General features: G+C 63.7%; 20 protein-coding genes. 9 read left to right on the forward strand and 11 right to left on the reverse strand.

Annotation, left to right across the window (positions count from 1 at the left end):
- Nucleotides 1–90 precede the first annotated feature (90 nt).
- The 7 genes from B6V73_RS15675 to B6V73_RS15705 all read right to left on the reverse strand — a co-directional run bounded on the left by B6V73_RS15675 (nt 91) and on the right by B6V73_RS15705 (nt 8,599).
- Nucleotides 91–1,032 carry a glyoxylate/hydroxypyruvate reductase A gene (locus B6V73_RS15675; protein WP_088725699.1) on the reverse strand — a complete coding sequence of 314 codons (942 nt, stop codon included), beginning with the start codon at nt 1,030–1,032 and terminating at the stop codon, nt 91–93.
- Nucleotides 1,029–2,174, reverse strand: a complete 1,146-nt coding sequence (rodA, locus tag B6V73_RS15680; protein WP_088719687.1) for a rod shape-determining protein RodA — start codon at nt 2,172–2,174, stop codon at nt 1,029–1,031. The genes B6V73_RS15675 and rodA overlap by 4 nt, the downstream gene beginning before the upstream one ends.
- Nucleotides 2,171–4,120 carry a penicillin-binding protein 2 gene (mrdA, locus tag B6V73_RS15685; RefSeq protein ID WP_088725700.1) on the reverse strand — a complete coding sequence of 650 codons (1,950 nt, stop codon included), beginning with the start codon at nt 4,118–4,120 and terminating at the stop codon, nt 2,171–2,173. Before mrdA ends, rodA begins: the two co-directional genes overlap by 4 nt.
- Before the next feature lie 11 nt (nt 4,121–4,131).
- Complete coding sequence (locus tag B6V73_RS15690; protein WP_075774200.1) at nt 4,132–4,671, reverse strand: hypothetical protein; 540 nt, start codon at nt 4,669–4,671, stop codon at nt 4,132–4,134.
- Nucleotides 4,668–5,630, reverse strand: coding sequence for a rod shape-determining protein MreC (gene mreC, locus B6V73_RS15695; RefSeq protein WP_075774201.1), 963 nt, complete (start codon nt 5,628–5,630; stop codon nt 4,668–4,670). Before mreC ends, B6V73_RS15690 begins: the two co-directional genes overlap by 4 nt.
- Nucleotides 5,631–5,682: 52 nt before the next feature.
- Entirely contained in the window at nt 5,683–6,714 is a 1,032-nt protein-coding gene (locus tag B6V73_RS15700) for a rod shape-determining protein (protein WP_038064670.1), read from the reverse strand.
- Nucleotides 6,715–7,039: 325 nt separating this feature from the next.
- Entirely contained in the window at nt 7,040–8,599 is a 1,560-nt protein-coding gene (locus B6V73_RS15705) for a 2-isopropylmalate synthase (protein ID WP_088725749.1), read from the reverse strand.
- A 325-nt stretch (nt 8,600–8,924) separates the two neighbouring features.
- On the opposite strand from B6V73_RS15705, the gene B6V73_RS15710 reads away from it, so the two are divergent.
- From B6V73_RS15710 to B6V73_RS15720, 3 genes are read left to right on the forward strand one after another with little or no spacing between them, the layout of a single operon-like run.
- Nucleotides 8,925–9,575: an SDR family NAD(P)-dependent oxidoreductase gene (locus B6V73_RS15710; protein WP_088719688.1), complete on the forward strand. Its 651-nt coding sequence runs from the start codon at nt 8,925–8,927 to the stop codon at nt 9,573–9,575.
- Nucleotides 9,569–10,267 carry an SDR family oxidoreductase gene (locus B6V73_RS15715; protein WP_088725701.1) on the forward strand — a complete coding sequence of 233 codons (699 nt, stop codon included), beginning with the start codon at nt 9,569–9,571 and terminating at the stop codon, nt 10,265–10,267. Before B6V73_RS15710 ends, B6V73_RS15715 begins: the two co-directional genes overlap by 7 nt.
- Nucleotides 10,260–11,786, forward strand: coding sequence for a cryptochrome/photolyase family protein (locus B6V73_RS15720; protein WP_088725702.1), 1,527 nt, complete (start codon nt 10,260–10,262; stop codon nt 11,784–11,786). Before B6V73_RS15715 ends, B6V73_RS15720 begins: the two co-directional genes overlap by 8 nt.
- Nucleotides 11,787–11,813: 27 nt before the next feature.
- On the opposite strand, the gene B6V73_RS15725 is transcribed toward B6V73_RS15720, so the two are convergent.
- Entirely contained in the window at nt 11,814–13,304 is a 1,491-nt protein-coding gene (locus B6V73_RS15725) for a 2-isopropylmalate synthase (RefSeq protein WP_088725703.1), read from the reverse strand.
- 226 nt (nt 13,305–13,530) lie between these two features.
- Between B6V73_RS15725 and B6V73_RS15730 the strand changes: the two genes are divergently transcribed.
- Nucleotides 13,531–15,189, forward strand: coding sequence for an NAD+ synthase (locus tag B6V73_RS15730; protein ID WP_088725704.1), 1,659 nt, complete (start codon nt 13,531–13,533; stop codon nt 15,187–15,189).
- Between the two features lie 21 nt (nt 15,190–15,210).
- Here the strand turns inward: B6V73_RS15730 and B6V73_RS15735 are convergent, their stop codons facing one another.
- The 3 genes from B6V73_RS15735 to B6V73_RS15745 all read right to left on the reverse strand — a co-directional run bounded on the left by B6V73_RS15735 (nt 15,211) and on the right by B6V73_RS15745 (nt 18,313).
- A complete protein-coding gene (locus B6V73_RS15735; protein ID WP_088722425.1) occupies nt 15,211–15,882 on the reverse strand; it encodes a hypothetical protein in 672 nt (223 codons plus the stop codon).
- Between the two features lie 3 nt (nt 15,883–15,885).
- Nucleotides 15,886–16,422: a hypothetical protein gene (locus tag B6V73_RS15740; protein WP_088725705.1), complete on the reverse strand. Its 537-nt coding sequence runs from the start codon at nt 16,420–16,422 to the stop codon at nt 15,886–15,888.
- A 70-nt stretch (nt 16,423–16,492) separates the two neighbouring features.
- Nucleotides 16,493–18,313, reverse strand: a complete 1,821-nt coding sequence (locus B6V73_RS15745; protein ID WP_168174911.1) for a TadE/TadG family type IV pilus assembly protein — start codon at nt 18,311–18,313, stop codon at nt 16,493–16,495.
- A gap of 375 nt (nt 18,314–18,688) precedes the next feature.
- Between B6V73_RS15745 and dnaG the strand changes: the two genes are divergently transcribed.
- The 5 genes from dnaG (at nt 18,689) to B6V73_RS15770 (ending at nt 24,111) form a co-directional block, all read left to right on the forward strand.
- Complete coding sequence (dnaG, locus tag B6V73_RS15750; RefSeq protein WP_088725707.1) at nt 18,689–20,680, forward strand: DNA primase; 1,992 nt, start codon at nt 18,689–18,691, stop codon at nt 20,678–20,680.
- Nucleotides 20,681–20,863: 183 nt separating this feature from the next.
- Nucleotides 20,864–22,864, forward strand: coding sequence for an RNA polymerase sigma factor RpoD (gene rpoD, locus B6V73_RS15755; protein ID WP_088719696.1), 2,001 nt, complete (start codon nt 20,864–20,866; stop codon nt 22,862–22,864).
- A gap of 65 nt (nt 22,865–22,929) precedes the next feature.
- Nucleotides 22,930–23,298, forward strand: a complete 369-nt coding sequence (locus B6V73_RS15760) for a hypothetical protein (protein ID WP_088719697.1) — start codon at nt 22,930–22,932, stop codon at nt 23,296–23,298.
- Nucleotides 23,299–23,377: 79 nt separating this feature from the next.
- Nucleotides 23,378–23,695: a hypothetical protein gene (locus tag B6V73_RS15765; protein WP_088725708.1), complete on the forward strand. Its 318-nt coding sequence runs from the start codon at nt 23,378–23,380 to the stop codon at nt 23,693–23,695.
- The gene (locus B6V73_RS15770) at nt 23,695–24,111 is read left to right on the forward strand and encodes a secondary thiamine-phosphate synthase enzyme YjbQ (RefSeq protein WP_088725709.1); all 417 of its coding nucleotides are present in this window, start codon (nt 23,695–23,697) and stop codon (nt 24,109–24,111) included. The genes B6V73_RS15765 and B6V73_RS15770 overlap by 1 nt, the downstream gene beginning before the upstream one ends.
- Nucleotides 24,112–24,134 lie beyond the last annotated feature (23 nt).

Below are 24,134 nucleotides of genomic sequence, written 5' to 3' on the forward strand. Positions count from 1 at the left end.
CCGGGGGATGAGGCGGGATCAGCAAGGACGCCCTGTCGAACGTCCGAAGCGCACGCGAAGGGCACGAGAGCGGTGCAGCGCCCCCTGCGCTCAATAGCCGCGCGAGCGATCCACGAGATAGAGGAACGGCTCGCCCGCCTCGCCCCTCCGGATATTTTCGGCAATCACCTCGGAGGCGGTCTCGGCCCGGCTCTCGGCGGCGATATGGGGCGTCACCGTCACCTGCGGATGCGCCCAATAGGGGTGCTCGGGGGGCAGAGGCTCGACGCGGAACACATCGAGCGTCGCGTGGCCGATCTGGCCGCGATCCAGCGCCGCTAGCAGCGCGTCATCGTCGATCAGCGTCCCGCGGCCCGGATTGACGAGCCGCGCGCCTTTCGGCATCTGCGCCAGCGTGTCCGCGTTCAGAAGGTTGCTGGTTTCGGGCGTGTCGGGCAGGATCGAGACGAGAATCTCGGCGCGCGACAGCGCCTCCGCTAGCCCATCGTCGCCGCTCAGGCAGGTTATCCCGGGGATGTCCTTCCGCGTCCGGCTCCAGCCCGTGACGGCAAAGCCCAGCCCCGCCAGCGCTTCGGCGCAGGCTTTGCCCAACGCTCCCAAACCCAGCATCACCACCGAGCGGTCGCGCGCCAAGGGCGGCACGCCGTCGTCATGACGCCAGACGCCGTCCTGCTGGGCCAGTGTCGCGTCAATTCCGAGGTGATAGCGCAGCACATGGCCGGTCACGTACTCGACCATGCCGCGCTCCAGCCCCGCATCCACCATCCGACACAGCGGCTGGGTCAGGGTGTCGTTGCCCACGACACGCTCCACCCCGGCCCAGAGATTCAGTACGGCTTTCGCGCCGGTATAGGCGGTGAAATCCTGCACCGGGCCTTGCGGTGAATAGACGACATAGTCGATCTGAGCCGGGTCGCTCTCGCCGGGCTGCACGATCTGCGCCTCGACGCCGGTCGCGGCGATCGCCTCGGTCAGCGGGGTTTCGTAACGGCCCCAGTTCTCGGGCTTGTCGGCGAAAAGGACGCGGATCATCTTTGCCTCGGTCTATGGATATGGGCGCTTTGCACCAACCCGAAGGCGGCAAGCAGGATCATCATCGCGGTGCCGCCGTAACTCACCAGTGGCAGGGGCACACCCACGACGGGCATCAGCCCCATCACCATCGCCATGTTGATCGCGAAGAAGAAGAAAAACGTTCCCGCGACCCCGAAACTGAGGAGTGAGGCGAAGCGGTCCTTCGTTGCCATCGCGGTATAGAGGGCGAAGCCGATGATCCCGGTGTAAAGCATCAGCAAGCCGAAGGCGCCGACGAAGCCGAACTCCTCGGCGAGCGTGGTGAAGATGAAGTCGGTGTGCTTCTCCGGCAGGAAGTTCAGCCGCGATTGCGTGCCCTGCATGAAGCCGCGCCCCGACCAGCCACCCGAGCCGAGCGCGATCTGCGCCTGCATGATGTTGTAGCCCGCGCCAAGCGGGTCCGAGCCAGGATCGAGGAAGGTGTCGATGCGCTTGTATTGGTAGTCGTGCAGCAGCTGGTATTCCGTGCCCCGGCTTTCCATCACGCCGAAGACCAGCCCGACGACCAGCGCGATCACGGTGCCGAAATACCAAAACGACACCCCGGCCGCGAACATCACGAAAGCGCCGCCAAGCACCAGCATGACGGCGGTGCCGAGGTCGGGCTGGGCCAGCACGAGGAAGGTGGGCGCGAGAATGATCACCGCCGGGATGAAGACCCAGAGCGGGCGCGAGACCTTCTCGACAGGCAGCCAATCGTAATAGGCGGCGAGGAGCATCACGAGGGTGATCTTCATCAACTCGGAAGGCTGGATGCGCAGCGGGCCGATCTCCAGCCAGCGCTGTGCGCCCATACCGATTGCGCCGAAGAATTCCACCGCAACCAGCAGCAGAAGCGCCACGAAATAGGCCAAGGCCGAGACGTTGCGCCAGAACCATACTGGAACGAAGGCCACGGTGAACATCGCGATCATGCCGAGCGCGAAACGCTTCATCTGCGGTTCGGCCCAGGTGTGGATATTGCCACCCGCAACTGAGTAGAGCATCAGGAAGCCGGCGCAGGCGACCGCCGTCAGCAGGATCACCAGCGGCCAGTTCAGGTAGAAGATCTTGCGCCAGCCGACCGGGACGGTCTTGAGGTTGCTCTCGAGATAACTCATGCGCGCGATCGCTCCTGCGGCTTCTGCACGGTGTCGGGATCGACGAGATCGAGCGTTTCGTTCAGCTCCTTGGCCTTCGCGCGGGCGAAGGACGGATAGGCATCGTCCGGGGGCAGGCCGCCCGCCAGCGCGAACAGCAACACGTCGCGCGCGATCGGGGCTGCTGCCGTCGAACCGCCCGAGCCGTGTTCCACCACGACCGAGACGGCGTAGCGCGGATTGTCGACGGGGGCGAAGGCCACGAAGAGTGCGTGGTCGCGACGGTTCCACGGCAATTGGTCGTTGCGGATCACGCCACGGGCGCGCTCGGCCTTGGTGATGTTGCGGACCTGAGAGGTGCCGGTCTTGCCCGCCATCTTCCATTCCTTCATCGCGATGCGCGACCCGCGCGCGGTGCCGTGCGAGGAGTTCACCACTGCGGTCATGCCTTTGCGCACGCTGTCGAGATAGGCTTTTTCCACGCCGAGATCGTCGGTGACGCGGATCGGTTGCTCCACCCCGTCACGGGCGCGGATCAGGCGCGGCTCTACCTTCCGACCCGAGGCGATGCGCGCCGCCATGATCGCGAGATGCATCGGCGAGGCCAGAACATAGCCCTGACCGATCGCCGCGTTCGCGGTGTCGCCGATCAGCCAGTCCTTGCCGTAGCGCTCCTGCTTCCATTCCTTGGTCGGGGCCACGCCCTCTTTCACCGCGGACATCGGCAGGTCGGGCCGGACGCCCACGCCCAGGCGCTTGGCCATGTCGCTCATCTTGTCGATGCCGACGCGCTGCGAAAGCTCGTAGTAATAGACGTCGCAGGACTGCTCCATGCTCTTGGTCATGTTCACATGGCCGTGGCCGGCGCCCTTCCAGCAGTGGAAGCGGCGGCCCGCGATCTCGACATAGCCGGGGCACCAGATGGTTTCCTCCGGCGTCACCAGCCCTGCCTCGAGCGCGGCAAGTGCGGTGACCATCTTGTAGGTCGAGCCCGGAGGGTAGAGACCCTGGACGGTCTTGTCGGCGAGCGGCCGATGGTCGTCCTGCGTGAGGCGCTGGTAATCTGCGACGGAGATGCCGCGCACGAAGAGGTTGGGATCGAAGCTGGGCGCGGAGGCGCAGGCCAGCACGTCGCCATTGGTCACATCCATCACCACGGTCGCGGCGGATTCGTTCTCCAACCGCTGCAGCGCGTAGTTCTGCAGTCGATAGTCGAGCGTCAGTTGCAGATTCTCGCCCGGCTTGCCGGGCTCGCGCGAGAGTTCGCGCATCTCGCGCCCGGCGGAGTTCACCTCGACCCGGCGCTGGCCCGCCTGACCGCGCAGAACGCTTTCCTCTTTCGACTCGATGCCGGTCTTGCCGAGCTGGAATTTCGGGATCAGCAGCAGCGGATCGGGGTCTTCCATCTTGCTCAGATCGTAATCCGAGACCGGGCCGACATAGCCGATCACATGGCCAAAATCCTCGCGGCGCGGATAGAGGCGCGACAGGCCGACATCGGGGCTCACACCGGGCAGCGAGGGGCCGTTCACCGCGACGCGCGAGAACTCGTCCCATGTCAGGCGGTCGGCCACCGTGACCGGCGTCGTCGGCGGGCGGCGGCGGATATCGTGCAGGATGTCTTTCGTATCGCCATCGGTAATCGGGATCAGACGGCGCAGCGCAGCGAGCGTCGCATCGACGTCGTCTGTATCCTCGCGCGTGATCGTGACGCGGTAATTCTGCTCATTACCGGCCAGAAGCACACCGTTGCGGTCGAAGATCAGCCCGCGCGCGGGCGGGATCAGCCGGATTTTCACCGAGTTGCCCTCGGCCAGCAGCCGGTATTGCTTGGCGTCTTCGAGCTGCATCTTGCGCATCCGCGCCGCCAGCACGGCCACGACCGCCGCCTGCGCGCCGCCCAAGAGCAAGCCGCGTCGCGTGATGCGGCGGGTGCTGACTTCGGTCTCTTTCGGGGATCGTCTCATTCTGGGCCCCCTCACATTCGATGTCCGTAGGCGTCGACTTCGCCCGGCGCCGCGCGGCGCAGGCCGAAGGCCACGCGCGACACCAGCACAACCACCGGATAGGCGGCCAGCGTCACCAGCATCTGGAACAGCTCCAGCCCGAGGCTTGGCTGATCGACCATCGTGACAAGCAGGACGATGCGCTTCACCGACACCATAGCGAGCAGCACGCCCGCGACCAACGCCCATTCCAGCGCGAAGGGCAGATCGCGCAGGCTTTGTTCGCGGCGGCGCAGGAATTCGGTCGCGCCGAGGACGATCAGCGTCCAAAGTCCGATGGGCCGCCAGAACATGATGTCTTCAAGCAGAAAAACCAGAACGATCAGCAGGGCCGGGGCGTATTCGGGACGCCGCAGCACCCAGGCCAGCGTCAGCGCCAAGGTCAGGTCGGGGCCCGGCAGGCCGCCCGGCGAATGGTCGACCGGCATCAGGCGCACGAAGATCAGTACGAGGCCGATCACGACGAAAAGCGTGCGGTAGCTGACGCGGCGGCGGGTGATGGGGTCGATCATTGGCTGCCCCCGTTTCCGCCCTCCGACCCACCATCGGGTTCGAGTGCGCCCGCGGCGGCCTCGGCGCGCGCCTTCTCGGCCGCTTCCTGTTCGATGACTTTCGGGTCGGGCGCGATCAGCCCGCCCGCGTTCTCGATCCGCTCGGCCGGGTGCGAGCGCAACACGCGCAGGAAATCGAGCCGTTCGTAATCGGCGGCGAGGCGCACGCGCAGCCGCTTGTCGCGGCCCTGGAAGACCTGACCGACCAGCAGCCCCGCCGGGAAGACCCCGCCATCGCCCGAGGAGATCACGCGGTCGCCCGGGCGCACGCGGTCGGGATGTTCGAGGAAATCCACGAACGGGTAAGGGGAGTTGTCGCCCGCAAGGATCGCGTTCTGCCCCGAGGCCGGGATCGTAACCGGGATGCGGCTCGAGGCGTCGGTCAGCAGCAGCACCCGCGAGGTCGAGGAGCCCACGCCCGAGATTCGCCCCACGAGGCCCAGCCCATCCATCGTGGCCCAGCCATCAACAATGCCGTCGCGCTTGCCGACATTCAGCAGCACCGATTTCCGGAACGGCGAGCCGCTATCGGCCAGCACACGCCCCGACACAGAGGTGAGTTTCGGGTCGAGCCGCACCTTGTTCTGGGCAAGCAGCTTGGCGTTCTGCTGCTCCAGCTGAACGGCGGCTTCCTTCCACGCCTTCATCTGTTGCAGCTCGCGGCGCAACTCCTGGTTCTGCTCGTAGATGCGGGAATAGGACTGGAAGCCCTCGACCATGTCGGTGAGCTTGGTGACCGGGGCCATCACCCAATCGAAGCTGGGCACGAAGCGATCCACGAGGGCAGAGCGGAACCGCTCCATCCGCGGGCTGTCGATGCGCCAGACCAGGAAGAGAGCCAGTAGCACGACGACAAGAACCGCAACGCCCAGTCGGCGCAGCGGTCCGATATAGTCCTGATCGTCGCGATTTCTGGCCAAATCCGTCTCCGGTCAGATCACTGGCCGGGCGTGGTGCAATCCCGGGCCCGGCTCAGCTGTCGTAGTCAATGACGTGGCGAAGCTGCTTTTCATATTCAAGCGCCTTGCCGGTGCCGAGCGCAACACAGTTGAGCGACTGATCGGCGATCGAAATCGAAAGGCCGGTCTGCTCGCGCAGCGCCAGATCCAGTTCGCCCAGAAGCGCACCGCCCCCCGTCAGCATCACGCCACGGTCGACGATGTCGGCGGCGAGGTCCGGCGGGGTGGTTTCGAGCGCCTGCATCACCGCGTCGCAAATCGACTGGACCGGCTCGGACAGCGCCTCGGCGACCTGGGCCTGCGTGATCTCGGTTTCCTTCGGCACGCCGTTCAACAAGTCGCGGCCGCGCACGTGAAGGCTCATGCCGCGCCCGTCATCGGGCATCCGCGCGGTACCGATCGTGGTCTTGATCCGCTCGGCGGTGGATTCGCCCACAAGAAGGTTCTGGTTGCGGCGCAGGTAGGAGATGATCGCCTCGTCCATCCGGTCGCCGCCCACGCGCACCGAGCGCGCATAGACGATGTCGCCCAGCGAAAGGACCGCGACCTCGGTCGTGCCGCCGCCGATATCGACCACCATCGAACCCGTGGGGTCGGTGATCGGCATGCCCGCACCGATGGCGGCCGCAATCGGCTCTGCAATCAGGCCGGCGCGGCGCGCACCTGCCGAGAGAACCGACTGACGGATCGCGCGCTTCTCCACCGGGGTCGCGCCATGCGGAACGCAGACGATGATCTTCGGCTTCGAGAAGGTCGAGCGCTTGTGCACCTTGCGAATGAAATGCTTGATCATTTCCTCGGCGCTGTCGAAATCCGCGATGACGCCGTCGCGCATCGGGCGGATCGCCTCGATAGAGCCGGGGGTCCGGCCGAGCATCAGCTTGGCGTCTTCACCGACCGCCAGCACCTGCTTCTTGCCGTCCTTGACGTGATAGGCGACCACCGAGGGCTCGTTCAGCACGATCCCTTTGCCTTTGACATAGACCAGCGTGTTCGCCGTCCCGAGGTCGATCGCCATGTCCGAGGAGAAGATCCCACCAACCATATTACGCCTGTCCCATCCCAAATTTCTTAGAAATACCGCGACTCGCGCCAAGCCACGGCCCGCGCCTCGTATAGTCAAAGCGGCCCTTACGGGGAAGCGGATTTGCGCCGTAGGCGAAGCCCCCTTGCGGTTATCCGCTGAGGCAAGGCCAAGCGATTGACCTTTTTCAACATTTCGGGCGGATTTCCCCGCGGAAATGCGCTTGAAATTGCAGATATGCGATGCGTCACGAAATCGTGCTGAAAACGGGAAAATCGCGCCGGGTCGACATGAAAACGGGCAGCCGTTCTCGGGCTGCCCGAAAGCTGTGCAACTGGCGGTGGGCTCAGAGCTTGTAGTTCACCGTTTTCACGTCCGCGTCGGGCGCGGTTTTCTGGCTGCGGAAGCGCAGGCGGTTGAGTGCGCCGACATAGGCCTTCACGCTCGCGAGGATCGTGTCGGTGTCCGACGCGGCCCCGGTGCCGATCCGCCCATCTTCCTCGAGGCGCACCGAAACGGTCGCCTGCGCGTCGGTGCCTTCGGTGACCGCGTGCACCTGATAGAGCTTCAGCTTCGCGTGCGTCGGATAGATTTCCTTGACGCAGTTGAAGACCGCGTCGACCGGGCCGTCGCCCTGGCACTTGCTGGATTTTTCCTCACCATCGACGAGCATCTTCAGCTCGGCTTCCTGACCGTCCGAGCCACAGACCACGCGCAGCCATTTGACCTGCAGGTAGTCGTCGGCGGTGTTCGCGGCGCTGTCGGTCATCAGCGCGATCAGGTCCTCGTCGTAGATTTCCTTCTTGCGGTCGGCCAGCGCCTTGAAGCGGACGAAGACGTCCTTGAGCTGGTTATCGCCCAGCTCGTAGCCGAGATCCTTGAGCTTGGCGCGCAGCGCGGCGCGGCCCGAATGCTTGCCCATCGCGATATTCGCCTCGTTGAGGCCGATATCGGCGGGCTTCATGATCTCGAAGGTTTCGACATTCTTCAGCACGCCATCCTGGTGGATGCCGCTTTCGTGCAGGAAGGCGTTCTTGCCGACGATCGCCTTGTTGAATTGCACCGGGAAGCCCGACACCTGCGCCACGCGGCGCGAGATGTTCATGATCTTCGTCGTGTCTATATGGGTCTGGTAGGGCATGATGTCCTGACGAACCTTCATCGCCATCACCACCTCTTCGAGCGCGGTGTTGCCCGCGCGCTCACCCAGACCGTTTATCGTGCATTCGATCTGGCGCGCGCCTGCATCGACCGCGGCCAGCGCGTTCGCCGTCGCCATGCCCAGATCGTTGTGGCAGTGCGTCGCGAAGATGATCTCGTCGGCGCCCGGCACCCGCTCGAGCAGCATCCGGATCAGGTCGGCGGATTCGACCGGCGCGGTATAGCCCACCGTGTCGGGGATGTTGATCGTGGTGGCGCCCGCCTTGATCGCGATTTCGACGACGCGGCAGAGATAGTCATGCTCGGTCCGGGTGGCATCCATCGGCGACCACTGCACGTTGTCGCACAGGTTGCGCGCGTGGCTGACGGTCTCGTGGATCACGTCGGCCATCTCGTCCATCGTCAGGTTCGGGATCGCGCGGTGCAGCGGCGAAGTGCCGATGAAAGTGTGGATGCGCGGCGACTTCGCGTGCTGCACGGCTTCCCAACAGCGGTCGATATCGGGCAGCCTCGCGCGGGCGAGCCCGCAAATGGTCGAGAACTTGGCGCGTTTCGCAATATCGCTGACGGCTTCGAAATCGCCCTCGGAGGCGATCGGGAAGCCGGCCTCGATGATATCCACGCCCATTTCGTCGAGCAGATCGGCGATCTCGAGCTTCTCGTCATGGGTCATCGTCGCACCCGGCGATTGCTCGCCGTCACGCAGGGTCGTGTCGAAAATCAGAACGCGGTTTTTGTCGATCATGGTCTGGGCCATCTGCTAGTCTCTTTCGTCTTGGCTCTTAGCGTTACTTGGGCCCGAAGGCCAGCATTGCGCGGTGGCTTTCGGGAGTTGTCCGGGCGCTGGCTACCCCTGAGCGTTCGCGCCCGAAGGCACGCTCAGAGGCTGCTAAGAAGAAGGAGACCACGGGGCATCGCGCCTTGGGCGAGCGCCCCGGCTGCGGTGAGTTGAATATGCTTAACCCGTGTCATGAGGGGCACTATAGGCGCCAAGTGATAAATGAAAAGCAAAAAAGGAACCGCTGGAGGTGGGGCCGCGTAGCCTTTGGGCGCATATAACGGAGGCGACAGTGGCAGGTCAGGCAATCGTGATCGGAGATACGGGCGGGATCGGCGCGGCGATCCAGGCGGAGCTGGAGGCGCGCGGCTTCGCGGTGACGGGGCTGTCGCGGTCGCGCGACGCGTTCGATGTCACGGATGAACGCGCGGTCGAGGCGGGGCTGCGCGGGATCGACGAGCCGGTCGATCTGATCTTCGTGGCCTCGGGCGCGCTCGGTACGCCGGAAAAGGCCTTGTCGCATCTGACCCCCGAGGAATTGCAGAGCCAGTTCGCCGTGAACGCGATGGGTCCGGCGCTGGTCTTGAAACATGCAGCCCGCCTTCTGCCCCGGGACAAGCCCGCACGGTTCGCGGCGCTCTCGGCGCGGGTCGGCTCGATCGGCGATAACGGTTTGGGCGGTTGGTATAGCTATCGGACCTCGAAAGCGGCCCTGAACCAGCTGCTGCATGGCGCGGCGATCGAGCTGGGGCGCTCTCACAAGCAGCTCGTGATCGCGGCGCTGCATCCGGGCACGGTAGACACCCCCTTTACCGCCGATTACCCGCGCGACAAGCTCGCCCCCGAAGACGCCGCGCGCCGGTTGCTGGATGTGTTGGGCGCGCTGACGCCCGCGCAATCGGGCGGCTTTTACGACTACGCAGGCAAGGAGATTCCATGGTAACCCGAAACGCCATCGTCACCGGCGCCGCGCGCGGCATCGGTCGCGCCATCACCGAGGCGCTGCTGGATCGCGGCTGGCAGGTCGCGGCGCTCGATCTGGATATCGGCCCGCTGGAGGCGCGCGAAGGCCTGCAAGCGATCCGTTGCGATCTGGGGAGCGAAGACGATGTTCGGTCTGCGGTCGCGGAGGCCGGGTTCGAGACGCTCGATCTCCTGGTGAACAATGGTGGGCCGGCCGATCCCGAATGCGGACCGTTGGAGGAGCTGACGCTGGAGGCGTGGCACAAGTGGATCGACCCGCATCTGACCGGGACGTTCCTGATGGCGCGCGAGGCTTTGCCCGCCTTGCGCAAAGGGCAGGGGGCAGTGGTCAACATGGCCTCGACGCGCGCGCTGCAATCCGAGCCCGATACCTTCGCCTATGCGGCGGCGAAGGGCGGCGTCACGTCGCTGACCCATGCGATGGCGGTGAGCCTTGGGCCGGAGGTGCGGGTCAACGCGATTGCCCCCGGCTGGATCAATTCGAGCGGCGAGGCCTTGGGCGAAGCGGATCACGCGCAGCATCCCGTGGGCCGTGTGGGTGAGCCGAGTGACATTGCCGAGGCCGTGCTCTACCTCGCTGACGCGGGCTTTGTGACGGGGCAGGTGCTGGTCGTCGATGGCGGCATGACCCGGAAGATGATCTATGACTAAGCTGATCGCGGTGCTGGGCGATCAGCTGAGCCATGACGGCGCGGCTTTGCGCTGCGGCGACAAGAGCGCGGACGTGGTCGTGATGGCCGAGGTGCGCGAGGAAGCGACCTATACCGGCCATCACAAGCAGAAGCTGGCGCTGACCTTCGCCGCGATGCGCCGCTTCGCCGACGAGTTGGAGCGCGACGGCTGGCAGGTCCGCTACACCAAGCTGACCGATGACGACAACGCGGGCTCGTTGGTTGGCGAATTCGCGCGCCGCGCCGAAGAAGAGGGGGCCGACGAGGTCATCACACTCGCCCCCGGCGAATGGCGCTTGCGTCAGGCCTTCGAGAGCGCGCCGATCAAGATCCGGCAACTGCCCGACGATCGCTTTATCTGCTCTGAAAAGCGCTTCGCCGACTGGGCCGAGGGGCGCAAGGAGCTCCGGATGGAGTGGTTCTACCGCGAGATGCGTCGCGAAACGGGGCTCTTGATGGAAGGTGACGACCCGGCGGGCGGCGAATGGAATTTTGACAAGGAGAACCGCAAGCCCGCCCAGCCCGACCTGTTCCGCGAGCCCGCGCCGACCTTCCGCAAGGATGCGCTCGTGCAGGAGGTGCTCGAGATGGTCGAGGCGGAATTTCCCGATAATTTCGGATCGCTCGACGAATTCAACTGGCCGGTCAGCCGCGCGCAGGCCGAACGCGCGCTGGAGCATCTCATCGCCCACAATCTGCACGATTTCGGGACCTATCAGGACGCGATGTTGGCCGGGGACCGGCTGCTGCATCACTCGATCCTGTCGTCGAGCATCAATCTCGGTCTGCTTTCGCCGCTGGAGGTCTGCAAGGCCGCGGAAGAGGCGTACAAGGCGGGGGACGCGCCGATCAATTCGGTGGAAGGGTTCATCCGGCAGATTCTCGGTTGGCGGGAATACATGCGCGGCATTTATTTCCTCGAAGGGCCGGATTACACCTCGCGCAACGCGCTGCACCACAAACGTGATCTACCGTGGTTCTACTGGTCGGGCGAGACGGAGATGGTCTGCATGAAGGCCGCGATCGGGCAGACCCGCGATCTGGCCTATGCGCATCATATCCAGCGGCTGATGGTCACGGGCAATTTCGCGCTGCTGGCAGGCATCGACCCGCGCCAAGTGCAGGACTGGTATCTCGCCGTCTATATCGACGCCTATGAATGGGTGGAGGCGCCGAACACGGCGGGGATGAGCCAGTTCGCCGATGGCGGAGTGGTGGCCTCGAAACCTTACATTTCCTCGGGCGCCTATATCGACAAGATGTCCGATTACTGCGACGGCTGCGCCTATGACGTGAAGGCGAAGGACGGGGAAAAAGCTTGCCCGTTCAACAGCCTTTACTGGCATTTCCTCGACCGGCATCGCGACCGGTTCGAGGGCAATCCGCGCATGGGGCTGGTCTATCGCAACTGGGACAAGCAGAAGACAGAGACCCGTGAGGCCAAGCTGAAGACGGCGGAGGCGCTGCTGGAGAAGCTCGACAGGGGCGAGGCCTTGTAGGGCGCTCGGCCCGGTCTCGCGTCCGGATCAGTTTGCAGACGGAGCGGATTGCGCGTCCGGTTCGTTCGCCGGGGCTGGTGGAGTCTCGGTACTGGCATCGGGCGTCGCCTGCGTCGCAGGCGCGCTGGTATCCTGGAGCTTGTCATTCGACCACTCGCCGCTCGCGACGTTCCCGGAGGCGTAGGTCATCGTGCCTTGCCCCTCGCGCTTGCCATTCGCGAAGCTGCCCTCGTAGGTGTCGCCATTGGCATAGGTTGCGCGGCCTTGCCCGTCGATCGCACCGTTGCGCCACTGGCCCTCGTAAGTGAACCCGTCCGGCATGGTCAGCTTGCCGGTTCCGTCGCGCTGGCCGTTCTTGAAACCGCCCTCGTAGGTCGTGCCGTCGGCATAGCGCGCGACGCCCTGACCCTCGCGCTGCCCGTTCACCCAATCGCCCTCGTAGCTGTAGCCGTCCGGGTAGGTCATCTTGCCCTTCCCGTCATTGCGCGCGTTCTTGAACTCGCCCTCGTAGACGAGCCCGTTCGCGTAGCGCGCCGTGCCGGTGCCCTGTATGACGCCATGCGCCCAGCCGCCCTCGTAGCTGGAGCCGTCGGGATAGGTGATCTTGCCCTGACCGTCGGGCAGGTCGTTCTTGAAGCTGCCCTCGTAGACCGAGCCGTCGGGGTATTTCACCTTGCCCTGACCTTCGATCCGGCCTTCCTTCCACTGGCCCGTGTATACGTAGCCGTCCTTGCCGTGGAAGGTGCCGGTGCCGTGGCGCTTGTCGAGGAGGAACTCGCCTTCGTAAGTGTCGCCATTGGCATAGGTGACCTTGCCGGTCCCGTGACGCTTGCCGTTGACCATCTGGCCTTCATAGACGTCGCCATTGGGTTGGGTGAGCGTGCCGCGGCCGTTCATCTGGCCGGCCTTCCACTCGCCGACATAGGTCAGCCCGTCCGCCATTGTGAGCGTGCCGGTGCCGTCGCGCTGGCCATGCGCCATCTGGCCCTCGTAGGTAGAGCCGTCGGGATAGGTGATCTTGCCCATGCCTTGCTTGACGCCGCCTAGCCAGTCGCCCTCGTAGCGATAGCCGTTCGCGCTCTCGAGCGTGCCCTTGCCGTCATGCATCGCGTTGCGGAACTGGCCCTTATAGACCGAGCCGTTGGCGTAATGCGCGGTGCCGGTGCCGGTGATCTGACCGTTGAGCCAGTCGCCCTCGTAGGTGCCGCCATCGGCGAAGGTGATCTTGCCCTTGCCGTTGGGTTTGCCGTGGTCGAACTGGCCCTCGTAGACCGAGCCGTTGGGGAAGCGCGCGCGGCCCTCGCCCTTGATCTCGCCCATCACCCATTGGCCTTCGTATTCGTAGCCCGAGGGGAGCTTGTAGCTGCCGTAGCCGTCCTGCTTGCCATCGGTGAAGGTGCCCTTGTAGAGGCCGCCGTCGTCGTATTGCTTGGTGATGACCTCTTGCGCCGGCGCGATCTGCGCGGCGCATCCGATCAGAACTGCCAATGTCGCGATGCGAAGCTGCGCGCCTGCCATGGTGCCCCCTGATGGTGCTGCCTGTGCCCCGGTCTCGCGAGCGCGTGGATTCGCGCTCTGCCGGGCTTGGGGAAAGGTTAATTGCGCGGGGGTAGCCTGACAAGCGGGCAGGGCGGTCGTGTCGGGGCCGCGTAAGGGAAGGGGCGGCGAATGCAGGGCAGCCATCCCCTTTTCACCCCATCGTTTTCTGCTAAATGAGGGGGCGATAACAGCCCCGAGGACGCTTATGGCCGATCGTTTCCGCCTCACCATGGCCCAGCTCAACCCCACCGTGGGCGCGCTGGAGGCCAATGCCGAGAAGGCCTTCGCCGCATGGCAGGAGGGCAAGCGCGCAGGCGCCGACATGGTCGTGCTACCCGAGATGTTCCTGACCGGCTACCAGACGCAGGACCTGATCGCGAAGCCCGCCTTCGTGCGCGACGCGGTCGCCGCGATGGAGGCGCTGGGCGCGCGGATTTCCGATGGCCCAGCGCTGGGCATCGGCGGGCCCTACTGGACGGAGCAGGGGCAGTATAACGCCTACTGGGTCTGGAAAGACGGCGCGCTGGTCGCGCGGATGCTCAAGCACGATCTGCCGCATCACGGGATTTTCGACGAGTATCGCATCTACGATACCGGCCAGATCTCCGGGCCCTACGCGATCAACGGCGTGCGCATCGGGACGCCGATCTGCGAGGATGCGTGGCATCCGGATGTGGCCGAGACGCTGGCCGAGACCGGGGCCGAGATCCTGATCGTGCCGAACGGTTCACCCTATCACCGCAACAAACTCGACGTACGGATGACCCACATGGTCGCGCGCGTGGTCGAGACCGGGCTGCCGCTCGCCTATCTCAACTCGGTCGGTGGGCAGGACGATCAGGTCTTCGACGGGGCGAGCTTCGTGCTGAACCGTCACGGCCAGTTGGCCGCGCAATTCGCGCCTTTCGACGAGATCATCGACCATGTCGATTTCGAGCGTGACGGTGAGGGCTGGGCCTGCGTTGCGGGCCGGGACGATCCGCAGCCCTCGGAATGGGAGCAGGACTACCGCGCCATGGTCGAAAGCCTCGGTGATTACCTGCGCAAGTCGGGCTTCTCCAAGGTCGTTCTCGGCCTGTCGGGCGGGATCGACTCCGCGCTGGTCGCGACAATCGCAGCGGACGCGCTGGGGCCGGAGGCCGTGCATTGCGTGATGCTGCCCTCGGAATACACCTCGCAGGGATCGCTCGATCACGCGGCCGATCTAGCGACGCGGCAGGGGATGCGCCTCGACACGGTGCGGATCGACGGGGCGCGCGATGCGGTCTCGGATGCGCTTGCCCATCTGATGGAGGGCACTCAGCCCGACGTGACCGAGGAAAACATCCAGTCGCGCCTGCGCGGTGTGATGCTGATGGCGCTGTCGAACAAGTTCGGCGAGATGCTTCTGACCACCGGCAACAAGTCCGAGATGGCCGTGGGCTATGCGACGATCTACGGCGACATGGCGGGCGGCTACAATCCGATCAAGGATCTCTACAAGACCCGCGTCTTCGAGACCTGCCGTTGGCGCAACGCCAATCACCGCGACTGGATGAAGGGCCCCGGGGGCGAGGTGATCCCGCGCGCGATCATCGACAAGCCGCCCTCCGCGGAACTACGCCCCGACCAGAAGGACGAGGACAGCCTGCCGCCCTATCCGGTACTCGATGGTATTCTCGAAGGACTGGTGGAGGGCGACGCATCGGTCGCCGATCTCGTTGCCGAAGGCTACGATCGCGACACCGTCAAGAAGGTCGAGCATCTGCTCTATATCTCGGAATGGAAGCGTCACCAGTCCGCGCCTGGCACGCGTCTCTCGAGCAAGGCCTTCTGGCTGGATCGCCGCTACCCGATCGTCAATCGCTGGCGCGACCACCACTGAGGGCCACGGTCGCGCAGCGCCTCAGTGATCGTCAAGCCACGTCAGGCGGGCGACGCGCGGCCGGGTTACGATGAAATTGTCGAACGAGATCGCGTCGTGGAAGCCCACGAAATGCTTGCTCGGGTCTTTGCCGATCGATGCGAGATAGGCCTTGTAGGCCTCGGACAGCTTGAACGGCAGGTCGTAGGCGTAGGAGGTCTCCACGATCAACGCCTGATCGCCCGCGGCGAGGATCGGAATGCGATCCGCTTCCAGGTCGAGCGCCTCCTGCGTGTAGCTTTGCGCCAACCCGGTCGCGTAGGAATTTTCGAGCTGTACCTTCTTCGCGTCGCTGCCTTCGGCAGGATCGTTGCAGGTGTGGCCCAGATCCAGCGGATCGTCCCAGCATCTCACCAACGTCACGCGAATCCAGCTGCGCGACGGGTCATTATTGCCGGTCGTGAAGTCGAACACTTTCTTGATGCCCGCGACGTATTTGGGGCCGATCGGATCTCGCTCGCGCGAGATCAGGTCCGAGACCGTCACATTGGCCCGGGTCGCGGCGCCGCGGATCTTGAATACGTCATAGATTTCGATCGACAGGATCAGCCAGCCCGACAGCATGATGAAGGCCAGAAGCCCCTCGATCGGGATGGAGCCGGCTTCGTCCTTGCGGAAACGGTGGAGCAGATTGCGCAACTTTGGCATCAGCATCGCTCAGGTTCCTCCACTGCCAGTGGTTGAAGCGACCGCCGGTTCGATCACGATCGCGGTCGTTGCAACCAGAGCGTAATCGCCATCCGCGCCGACCGGCGATGCCTTCAGGAAAGCCTGGGCGATGAAGTCTTCCAGCATCATCGGTTTCTCGCGCAAACAGACCCGCACGAGAATCAGCTGATCGGGAATGGCGGCCTCCAGCGTGCCGGCAGGTGGCGGCTTGGTCACGTCCGAGAAATCCTCGCAGCGCACCGGATGGTTGGCGATGGAGGACGTCCAGTCGGTCTTGTCCACCTGAAACATCTCGACGGAAACCCGATTCATGCAGGTGCTGCCGAAGAAGCCTGCCTGTTTGCAGATTTCATGGCGCAGCGTCTTTTCGTCGATGCTGGAGTAGTTGCCGATACGGACGATGCGGCTCGTGGCTTCGGTCGCGCGGGTCAGCAGGGTCTGCTTGATGAAGATCACGCCCAGCTCGATCCCGGCGAACATGAAGAAGATCAGGAACACGATCCAGAACAGGGCGGGGATCGTCACCGCCCCGTCCTCCGCCCTCAGGAAAGCTCGCTTATGTCTCTGCCTCGATGCCATGCTCTGCGTTCCCCGGTCAGTTGGTCAGGCGCAGAGTCGAGATCTGCGTCGCGATCGAGGAAAACGCATCCGCGAGATTGGCGGAGTCGACGTCGTATTGGTAGCTCGGGCCGGAGCTGCAGTCGGCCAGTGCGGTCTTGCCGCTCTGGGGGGCATCAACGGCGACGGTAAAGACGATGATTTCCTTGTCTTTCGCGGCCTTGCAGACGTCGTGCAGGTTCCTGTCCTTCTCCGAGAACATCGAAGAGATAGCCATCTCATCGTAAATCGACGCCACGGATTCCTCCGGATCGAGGCGCTGGCGCGGCGGCAGGAGGAAGGTCTGAATTACGTATTGGAGCGACCATCCCTTGCTCCAGATCGTACGCCAGTCGATCGCGTTCAGGTCGCGGTGAACGAACTGTTTTTCCTGGTACCAGCCATACGAGCAGGATTCGCGCCCCCAGTAGTCGGTGGTGCAATAGCGTCCATAGACCCACTTCGTGGTCGTATCGCCGATCTCCTCGGGCGCATACCAGTTGCGGTCGGCGAAAGAGTAATAAGGCTTTTCGCCCAGATCCTGACGTTCCTGAGAGAACCAGTACATTTTCGACATGGTCGTGTAGTCATCGTTGAACGACGTCGAACTCACCGTCGAATAAAGGCCGGAATTGCCGGTCCGATACTGCATCCGTGTCGAGAAGGAGCGCGTGTTCTGACCATCGGTCATCAGAATCATCACCTTCATCGAGCGTTCGTCGACGCTCAGCCCGGTGGCGGGATAGGGCAGGGGGCGGTCGGCCACGTCAGACGAAATCGTTCCAGCCTCGACCAGCGCCGTGGCGGCCGGTTTCGCCGACGGGTCGAGCAGCGCAAAGCCCCAGCGGGCCCCGATGTCGATCGCGGTGTCGCCGCCTGCGCGCAGCGAAGAGATCTTGTTGAGAATATCGCTCTGGTTGTCCTCGAATGCCATGATGTCGCCGTAGCTGTGCTCGTAGCAGTTCTCGCCTGAATCGCTGATGCGCTTCTGGACATACATGTTCTGGCCGACGAAATCGTAGCTCCAGCCATACATGGTGCGCTGCAACCCGGAGGTCGGCAGGCTCACGCTGTTGAAGCCCTGAAGTTGCACGTCGGCGCAGGTGTTGTAGCTGTGATCGGTCGAAAGATTATAGGCCGAGGCCAGATCGGGGCCGAGAGAGACCTGCTGGTTGTAGGGCACGATCGAGATGGAAAGGCGTCCGGCGGGCGCCCCGGGCGGTTGCACGTTGTCAAACATCTTCTTCGTGAAATTCGTCGCGGCATCGCGCAGCGATGCGATTTTCGTCACGCCGTAATAGGAGCCGGAATCGGTCTGGCCCATCGAACCGGACACGTCGAGCACCATCGAAATCTCGACATTGCCGATCGATTCCTCGGCTTGCGCGTGGGTGTTCGAGCGGAAGGATTTGACGCCGAAGCCGATCAGGTCGCCGAAGATCGTCGGCATGTCATCCTGCGCGGTCATCGACACGCGGCGATATTCCTTCTGCGCGCCCTCTTCGACTTCGGGTTGGATGTTGAGATAGTCGAGGCCGCTCGCGGAAAGGTAATCCTTTGCCACGAGCGCAGGGTCGAGCGTCTGATCCAGATTGGCTGCCGCGAGAGCGGCCCGGTCGAGCGAACTTTGGATGAGCGTACGGCGTTCGTCCTGGCGCACGAAGTCGATCGCGATGCCGCCAATGACCATCAGCACGATTAGGACCTGCAGACTGAAGATGAAGACCGCTCCATCTTCATCCTGCGCGAACCGCCCCATTCGGGCGCGCGTGTTCTCGATACGGCGTGCCAAGCCGTTCTGTCCGTATTTGTCCCTCATCCAGACCTCCTTCTCCATGTCAGTTGGCCTCGCCGCCAGCGGAGAAAACTCGCAAAAAAACACCGAACTAAGCTCCGTAATTCCTACGGCGAAATTAAGGCAAAACCTTGTCTAACTTCATGGAGTTGTTGTGCTTTGACTGTGAAATGCGACTTCCGGGGCGCCACCGTTTCCCAAAAGTGGGTCAATCGCGCGGCCCTGAGAGGGCAAGCCCTGTCTTTGGAACCGAGTCGTTTAAACTAGGTTAACTTGTCTGAAATTATGCGGTCTGCGGCTTTCGCTGACGCAAAGTTCATGGCCGCGAGTGGCGCGAAAGCTGTGGGTAGCTCTGCGCCTCCTCTCGACTCTGCCGGGCTTGGGGCCAATATAGAGGCCATGAGTTTGCCGCCCGGATTTCTCGACGAATTGCGCAGCCGTTCCTCGATCGCTCAGGTCGTGGGGCGCAAGGTCATTTGGGATATGCGCAAGTCGAACCAGGCGAAGGGCGACATGTGGGCGCCATGCCCGTTCCACCAGGAAAAATCGGCCTCGTTCCATGTCGATGATCGCAAGGGCTATTACTACTGCTTCGGCTGCCACGCGAAGGGCGACGCGCTGAGCTTCGTGCGCGAGACCGAGAATGTCAGCTTCATGGAGGCGGTGGAAATTCTCGCCCGTGAGGCCGGGATGCAGATGCCCGCCCGCGATCCGATGGCGCAGGAGAAGGCCGATCTGCGTACTGAGCTGGCCAACGTGATGGAAGAGGCGGTGAAGTATTTCCGCCTTCACCTGAACACGCAGGCCGGAAACGCCGCGCGCGACTATCTGGCCGGTCGCAGCCTGAACAAACCCGCCATCGACCGTTTCGAGATCGGCTTCGCCCCGCCCGGTTGGCAGGGGCTGCGCGATGCGCTCAAGGCGAAGGGAATTTCCGACGACCTGATCAAGGGCGCCGGCCTCGCGAAGGAGAGTCAGAAGGGGCGCGAGCCCTTCGACGTTTTCCGCAACCGTATCATCTTTCCGATCCGCGATCCGCGCGGGCGCTGCATCGCCTTCGGCGGGCGCGCGATGGATCCGAACGACCCGGCGAAATATCTCAACTCGCCCGAGACCGCGCTCTTCGACAAGGGGCGCTCGCTCTATAACCACGGTCCTGCGCGCGAAGCCTGCGGCAAGGGCGCGCCGCTCGTGGTCTGCGAAGGCTACATGGATGTGATCGCCATGGTCGAGGGTGGCTTCGGCGGGGCGGTCGCACCGCTGGGCACCGCGATCACCGAAGATCAGTTGCGCCTGATGTGGCGCATCCATGACGAGCCGATCATCGCGCTCGATGGCGATACGGCGGGCCTGCGCGCGGCGCTGCGGGTGATCGATCTCGCGCTGCCGTTGCTGGAGGCGGGGAAGGGCGTGCGTTTCGCGATCATGCCGCCGGGGCTCGACCCGGATGACGTGATCCGCAAGCAGGGGCGCGAGGCGATGGAGACGATCCTGTCCGAGGCAAAGCCGATGGTCTCGCTGCTGTGGCAGCGCGAGACCGAGGGCAAGGTCTTCGACAGTCCCGAACGCCGCGCTGCCTTGGACAAGAGCCTGCGCGCCGCGATTTCGCGCATTCAGGATCCCTCGATCCGGGGCCATTACGGCGACGAAATAAAGCGCCTGCGTTGGGAGCTGTTTGGCACCGGTCCCCAAGGCGGTCCACAGGGGCATTCTCCGGGCGGGGCGCAGCCTTCGCGTGGCGGTTTTATTCCAGGCGGTTTCGGCTCTGGCGGCAAGCGCGGCAAAGGCCGTTTCGGTGCGCCGCCGCCTGCCTTGCCCGAGACGCGCTCCTCATTGCTCGCGACAGCGCCGAACGACGTGGCAGAGCATCTGCGCGAAGCGATGATCCTCGGCATCTGCGTCACGCATCCGGCCCTGATCGCGGAATTCGAAGCGGAACTCGAAGCCATTCCACTGCGCGATGAGACACATGACCGGCTACGACACCGGATGCTTATGCATGTGGCCGCACCCGCCCCGGAAATCGCGAAAAACCTGTACGCGGAAATGGCGGCTGACCTTGAAAAGCTGTTGAACCTGCCCCATTTGCGCTCTGCCCCCCCGGTTCGCAACGCCGAGAACCTCGATCTGGCCCGCATGTGCCTGACCGAGGAATTGGCCAAGCTGGACGCCGCTCGCGCCGTGCGCGAAGAGGTCGCCGACGCTATGGAGGATCTGGCGGGGCTTGCCGACGAAGGCGTGACATGGCGTCTGGCGCAAGCAGCATCGCTGCGCCATCGCGCCGAGAGATCGAAACTGGAGGACTCCTCCGATATGGGCGAAGATCAGGCGGCGCTGTCCGCGACGCTTCAGGCCATGATCGACGGGGAAATCTGGCGTAAGAAACAATGAGCCGGATGGCAGCGGGCCTTCGGATTATGGGAAAGCGAATTGTTGCGGACACATTCAGTATCAACTTTATGTCCACAGCCCCTCGCGCCCCTGTGATTCGCCGCTGCGATTCGATACACAGACGAGATATGATTCGCTTTCGTCATAGCTTGAGCACAACCAAGCCCTGACCGAGGAGCCCACATGGCCGCCAAAGACATCGACGACAATAAATCCGACACCCCGAGCGACGACGCGACGTCCTTCGACATGAGTCAGGCCGCCGTGAAGCGGATGATCGCCGAGGCGAAGGAACGTGGGTTCATCACCTATGACCAACTCAACAAGGTGATGCCGCAAGATCAGGTCTCCGGCGACCAGATCGAGGATGTGATGTCGATGCTCTCGGAGATGGGCATCAACGTCATCGAGGCGGAAGAAGCCGACGAGGAAGAGGGCAGCAGCCAGGGCGGCCAGGTCGCGACGACCGGGTCCGGTTCGCGCGAAGTCGCGGTGTCGACCACCACCTCGGAAACGCTCGATCGCACCGATGACCCGGTACGGATGTACCTGCGCGAGATGGGCTCGGTCGAGCTGCTCTCCCGCGAGGGCGAAATCGCCATCGCCAAGCGCATCGAGGCTGGCCGCAACACGATGATCGCGGGGCTTTGCGAAAGCCCGCTGACCTTCCAGGCAATCACGATCTGGCGCGATGAACTTCTCAACGAAGAAATTCTCCTGCGCGACGTGATCGACCTCGAGACCACTTTCGGCAATTCGCTCGAAGGAGTCGAAGGCGAAGAGGAAGAGATCGAAGGGCCCGCCGTCGAGGGCGAGCCGAAATCGGACGACGACAGCGGCAAGTCGGAGCCCGAACTCGACGCCGACGGCAACCCGATCCAGTCCGACGATGACGACGAGGATGAAGGCGCGAACCTGTCGCTCGCCGCGATGGAAGCCGCGCTGAAGCCGCGCGTTCTCGAGACGCTCGAGCTGATCGCTGGTGATTACGCGCTGCTTGCCGAGATGCAGGACCTGCGGATGTCGGCGACGCTGAACGAGGATGGCTCTTTCTCGGTCACCGAGGAAGCCGCATATCAGAAACTGCGCTCCGAGATCGTCGAACTGGTGAACTCGCTTCATCTGCACAACAACCGGATCGAAGCGCTGATCGACCAGCTCTACGGTATCAACCGCAAGATCATGTCGATCGACAGCGGAATGGTGAAGCTCGCCGATCAGGCTCGCATCAACCGTCGCGAATTCATCGAAGAGTATCGCGGCTACGAGCTCGACCCGAGCTGGTCCGAGCGGATGCAGGCGAAGTCGGGCCGCGCATGGCAGGCCCTGTTCGAGCGCTCCGCCGACAAGGTCGAAGAGCTGCGCGCCGAGATGGCTCAGGTCGGTCAGTATGTCGGCGTCGATATCTCCGAATTCCGCCGTATCGTGCAGCAGGTCCAGAAGGGCGAGAAAGAAGCCCGTCAGGCCAAGAAAGAGATGGTCGAGGCGAACCTTCGTCTCGTGATCTCGATCGCGAAGAAATACACCAACCGCGGCCTGCAATTCCTCGACCTGATCCAGGAAGGTAACATCGGCCTGATGAAGGCGGTGGACAAGTTCGAATACCGCCGCGGCTACAAGTTCTCGACCTATGCGACGTGGTGGATCCGTCAGGCGATCACCCGCTCGATCGCGGATCAGGCGCGCACCATCCGTATCCCGGTCCACATGATCGAGACGATCAACAAGCTGGTCCGCACCGGTCGCCAGATGCTCCACGAGATCGGCCGCGAGCCGACGCCGGAGGAACTGGCCGACAAGCTGCAGATGCCGCTCGAGAAGGTCCGCAAGGTGATGAAGATCGCCAAGGAGCCGATCTCACTCGAGACGCCGATCGGCGACGAGGAAGACAGCCAGCTTGGCGATTTCATCGAGGACAAGAACGCCGTTCTGCCGCTCGACAGTGCCATTCAGGAGAACCTGAAGGAAACGACGACGCGGGTTCTGGCCTCGCTCACCCCGCGCGAGGAGCGGGTTCTGCGGATGCGCTTCGGCATTGGCATGAACACCGACCACACGCTCGAAGAGGTGGGCCAGCAGTTCTCGGTCACTCGCGAACGTATCCGACAGATCGAAGCAAAGGCACTGCGCAAGCTCAAGCATCCGAGCCGCTCGCGCAAGCTGCGCTCGTTCCTCGACCAGTAAGCCTAACTATTTTGAAACGCCCCCGATTTTAGGGGGCGTTTTCATGTCATCCGGGGGAGGGGCGTATGAAAACCTTCATGACGTTTATCGTGACCGCGCTGCTGGCTGCCGGTTCCGCTCATGCGGCCGAGCGCGCGCAATTCTACATTCCGGACAAGCCCGCGAAGCTGGTCTATCTCTTTACCTGCGAGGCGGATAGCCGAGACGAAATCGACGCGAATTGGGAAAAGGCCAAGGCGATCTTCGCCAGCGACCATCAGGCCGAGGCCGCGCGCCTCGAGACCGAGACCAAGGCGCAGCGCGAGTCCGGTCACGCCCCGAGCCAAGCGGCGATCGATGCTCATAACGTCGAATACAACACGCACAAGGCGGCAGTCGAAGCCGACCTCGCGCCGCTGGGCTGCACCATGAACGGTTTGATGTACATGCCTTGAGCTGACAGGGTCGGGTGATCGCCACTTTCGCGTCACGCAAGCAGTTGCTAGGCTTGATGAAACTTCGACGGAGCCACCCATGAGCCGCCTTCTTCTGCTTGCCCCTCTCGTTCTCGCCGCCTGTCAGGTCGGCACGATGCAACCGGGCGCGCCGCGCATGGATCAAGCGGGCACCTGTTTCCTCTACGTGCAGGAAGAGGGTGGCGGCACCTATTCGGTGGTGTCCGGGGTGGGGGATGGAACGCCGCAGCCCAAGGCCATGGTCAAGCGCGGCCTCAGTGCATCCGAGGCAGACGCCGTCTGGGCAAAGGAGCGCAAGATCATGAACATCAATCCCGAATGCCTCGCGATCGTCGCGACCGATCGGTCCGAGGCGCGTCCGGCGCCGAAAAGCTGATGCATCATCGGTTCGAGATCGCGACGACGGGCCCGGGTCTTTACGAGTTCACGCGCGACGTCGCGGCTTGGGTCGCGCGGGCCGATGCGGAGGAGGCGTTGCTCACGCTGTTCATCCGCCACACCTCGGCGAGCCTCGCGATCCAGGAGAATGCCGATCCGGAGGTCCGCACCGATCTGACCGAATTCTTTCATCGGTTGGTGCCGCCCTCGACCGACCCGAGCATGTCCTACCTCACCCATACCTATGAGGGCCCGGACGATATGCCGGCGCATATCAAGTCGGCGCTTCTACCCGTAAGCTTGCAGATTCCCGTCATTTCCGGGCGTATGACGCTCGGTACGTGGCAGGGAATTTACCTTTTCGAACATCGAAGCCGTGCGCACCGTCGCGAGGTCATCGCGCTCCTGCGCTGAGTCTCATTCGCCACAGCCTGCCG

Source organism: Thioclava sp. JM3 (genome assembly GCF_002213185.1).
Taxonomy (GTDB): domain Bacteria; phylum Pseudomonadota; class Alphaproteobacteria; order Rhodobacterales; family Rhodobacteraceae; genus Thioclava; species Thioclava nitratireducens.

Bases quoted from the DNA above. Each gene is read 5' to 3' on its own strand.
- B6V73_RS15675 (WP_088725699.1), bottom strand. From the start codon at position 1,032: ATGATCCGCGTCCTTTTCGCCGACAAGCCCGAGAACTGGGGCCGTTAC.
- rodA (WP_088719687.1), bottom strand. From the start codon at position 2,174: ATGAGTTATCTCGAGAGCAACCTCAAGACCGTCCCGGTCGGCTGGCGC.
- mrdA (WP_088725700.1), bottom strand. From the start codon at position 4,120: ATGAGACGATCCCCGAAAGAGACCGAAGTCAGCACCCGCCGCATCACG.
- B6V73_RS15690 (WP_075774200.1), bottom strand. From the start codon at position 4,671: ATGATCGACCCCATCACCCGCCGCCGCGTCAGCTACCGCACGCTTTTC.
- B6V73_RS15700 (WP_038064670.1), bottom strand. From the start codon at position 6,714: ATGGTTGGTGGGATCTTCTCCTCGGACATGGCGATCGACCTCGGGACG.
- B6V73_RS15705 (WP_088725749.1), bottom strand. From the start codon at position 8,599: ATGATCGACAAAAACCGCGTTCTGATTTTCGACACGACCCTGCGTGAC.
- B6V73_RS15715 (WP_088725701.1), top strand. From the start codon at position 9,569: ATGGTAACCCGAAACGCCATCGTCACCGGCGCCGCGCGCGGCATCGGT.
- B6V73_RS15720 (WP_088725702.1), top strand. From the start codon at position 10,260: ATGACTAAGCTGATCGCGGTGCTGGGCGATCAGCTGAGCCATGACGGC.
- B6V73_RS15725 (WP_088725703.1), bottom strand. From the start codon at position 13,304: ATGGCAGGCGCGCAGCTTCGCATCGCGACATTGGCAGTTCTGATCGGA.
- B6V73_RS15730 (WP_088725704.1), top strand. From the start codon at position 13,531: ATGGCCGATCGTTTCCGCCTCACCATGGCCCAGCTCAACCCCACCGTG.
- B6V73_RS15735 (WP_088722425.1), bottom strand. From the start codon at position 15,882: ATGCTGATGCCAAAGTTGCGCAATCTGCTCCACCGTTTCCGCAAGGAC.
- B6V73_RS15745 (WP_168174911.1), bottom strand. From the start codon at position 18,313: ATGAGGGACAAATACGGACAGAACGGCTTGGCACGCCGTATCGAGAAC.
- dnaG (WP_088725707.1), top strand. From the start codon at position 18,689: ATGAGTTTGCCGCCCGGATTTCTCGACGAATTGCGCAGCCGTTCCTCG.
- rpoD (WP_088719696.1), top strand. From the start codon at position 20,864: ATGGCCGCCAAAGACATCGACGACAATAAATCCGACACCCCGAGCGAC.
- B6V73_RS15760 (WP_088719697.1), top strand. From the start codon at position 22,930: ATGAAAACCTTCATGACGTTTATCGTGACCGCGCTGCTGGCTGCCGGT.
- B6V73_RS15765 (WP_088725708.1), top strand. From the start codon at position 23,378: ATGAGCCGCCTTCTTCTGCTTGCCCCTCTCGTTCTCGCCGCCTGTCAG.
- B6V73_RS15770 (WP_088725709.1), top strand. From the start codon at position 23,695: ATGCATCATCGGTTCGAGATCGCGACGACGGGCCCGGGTCTTTACGAG.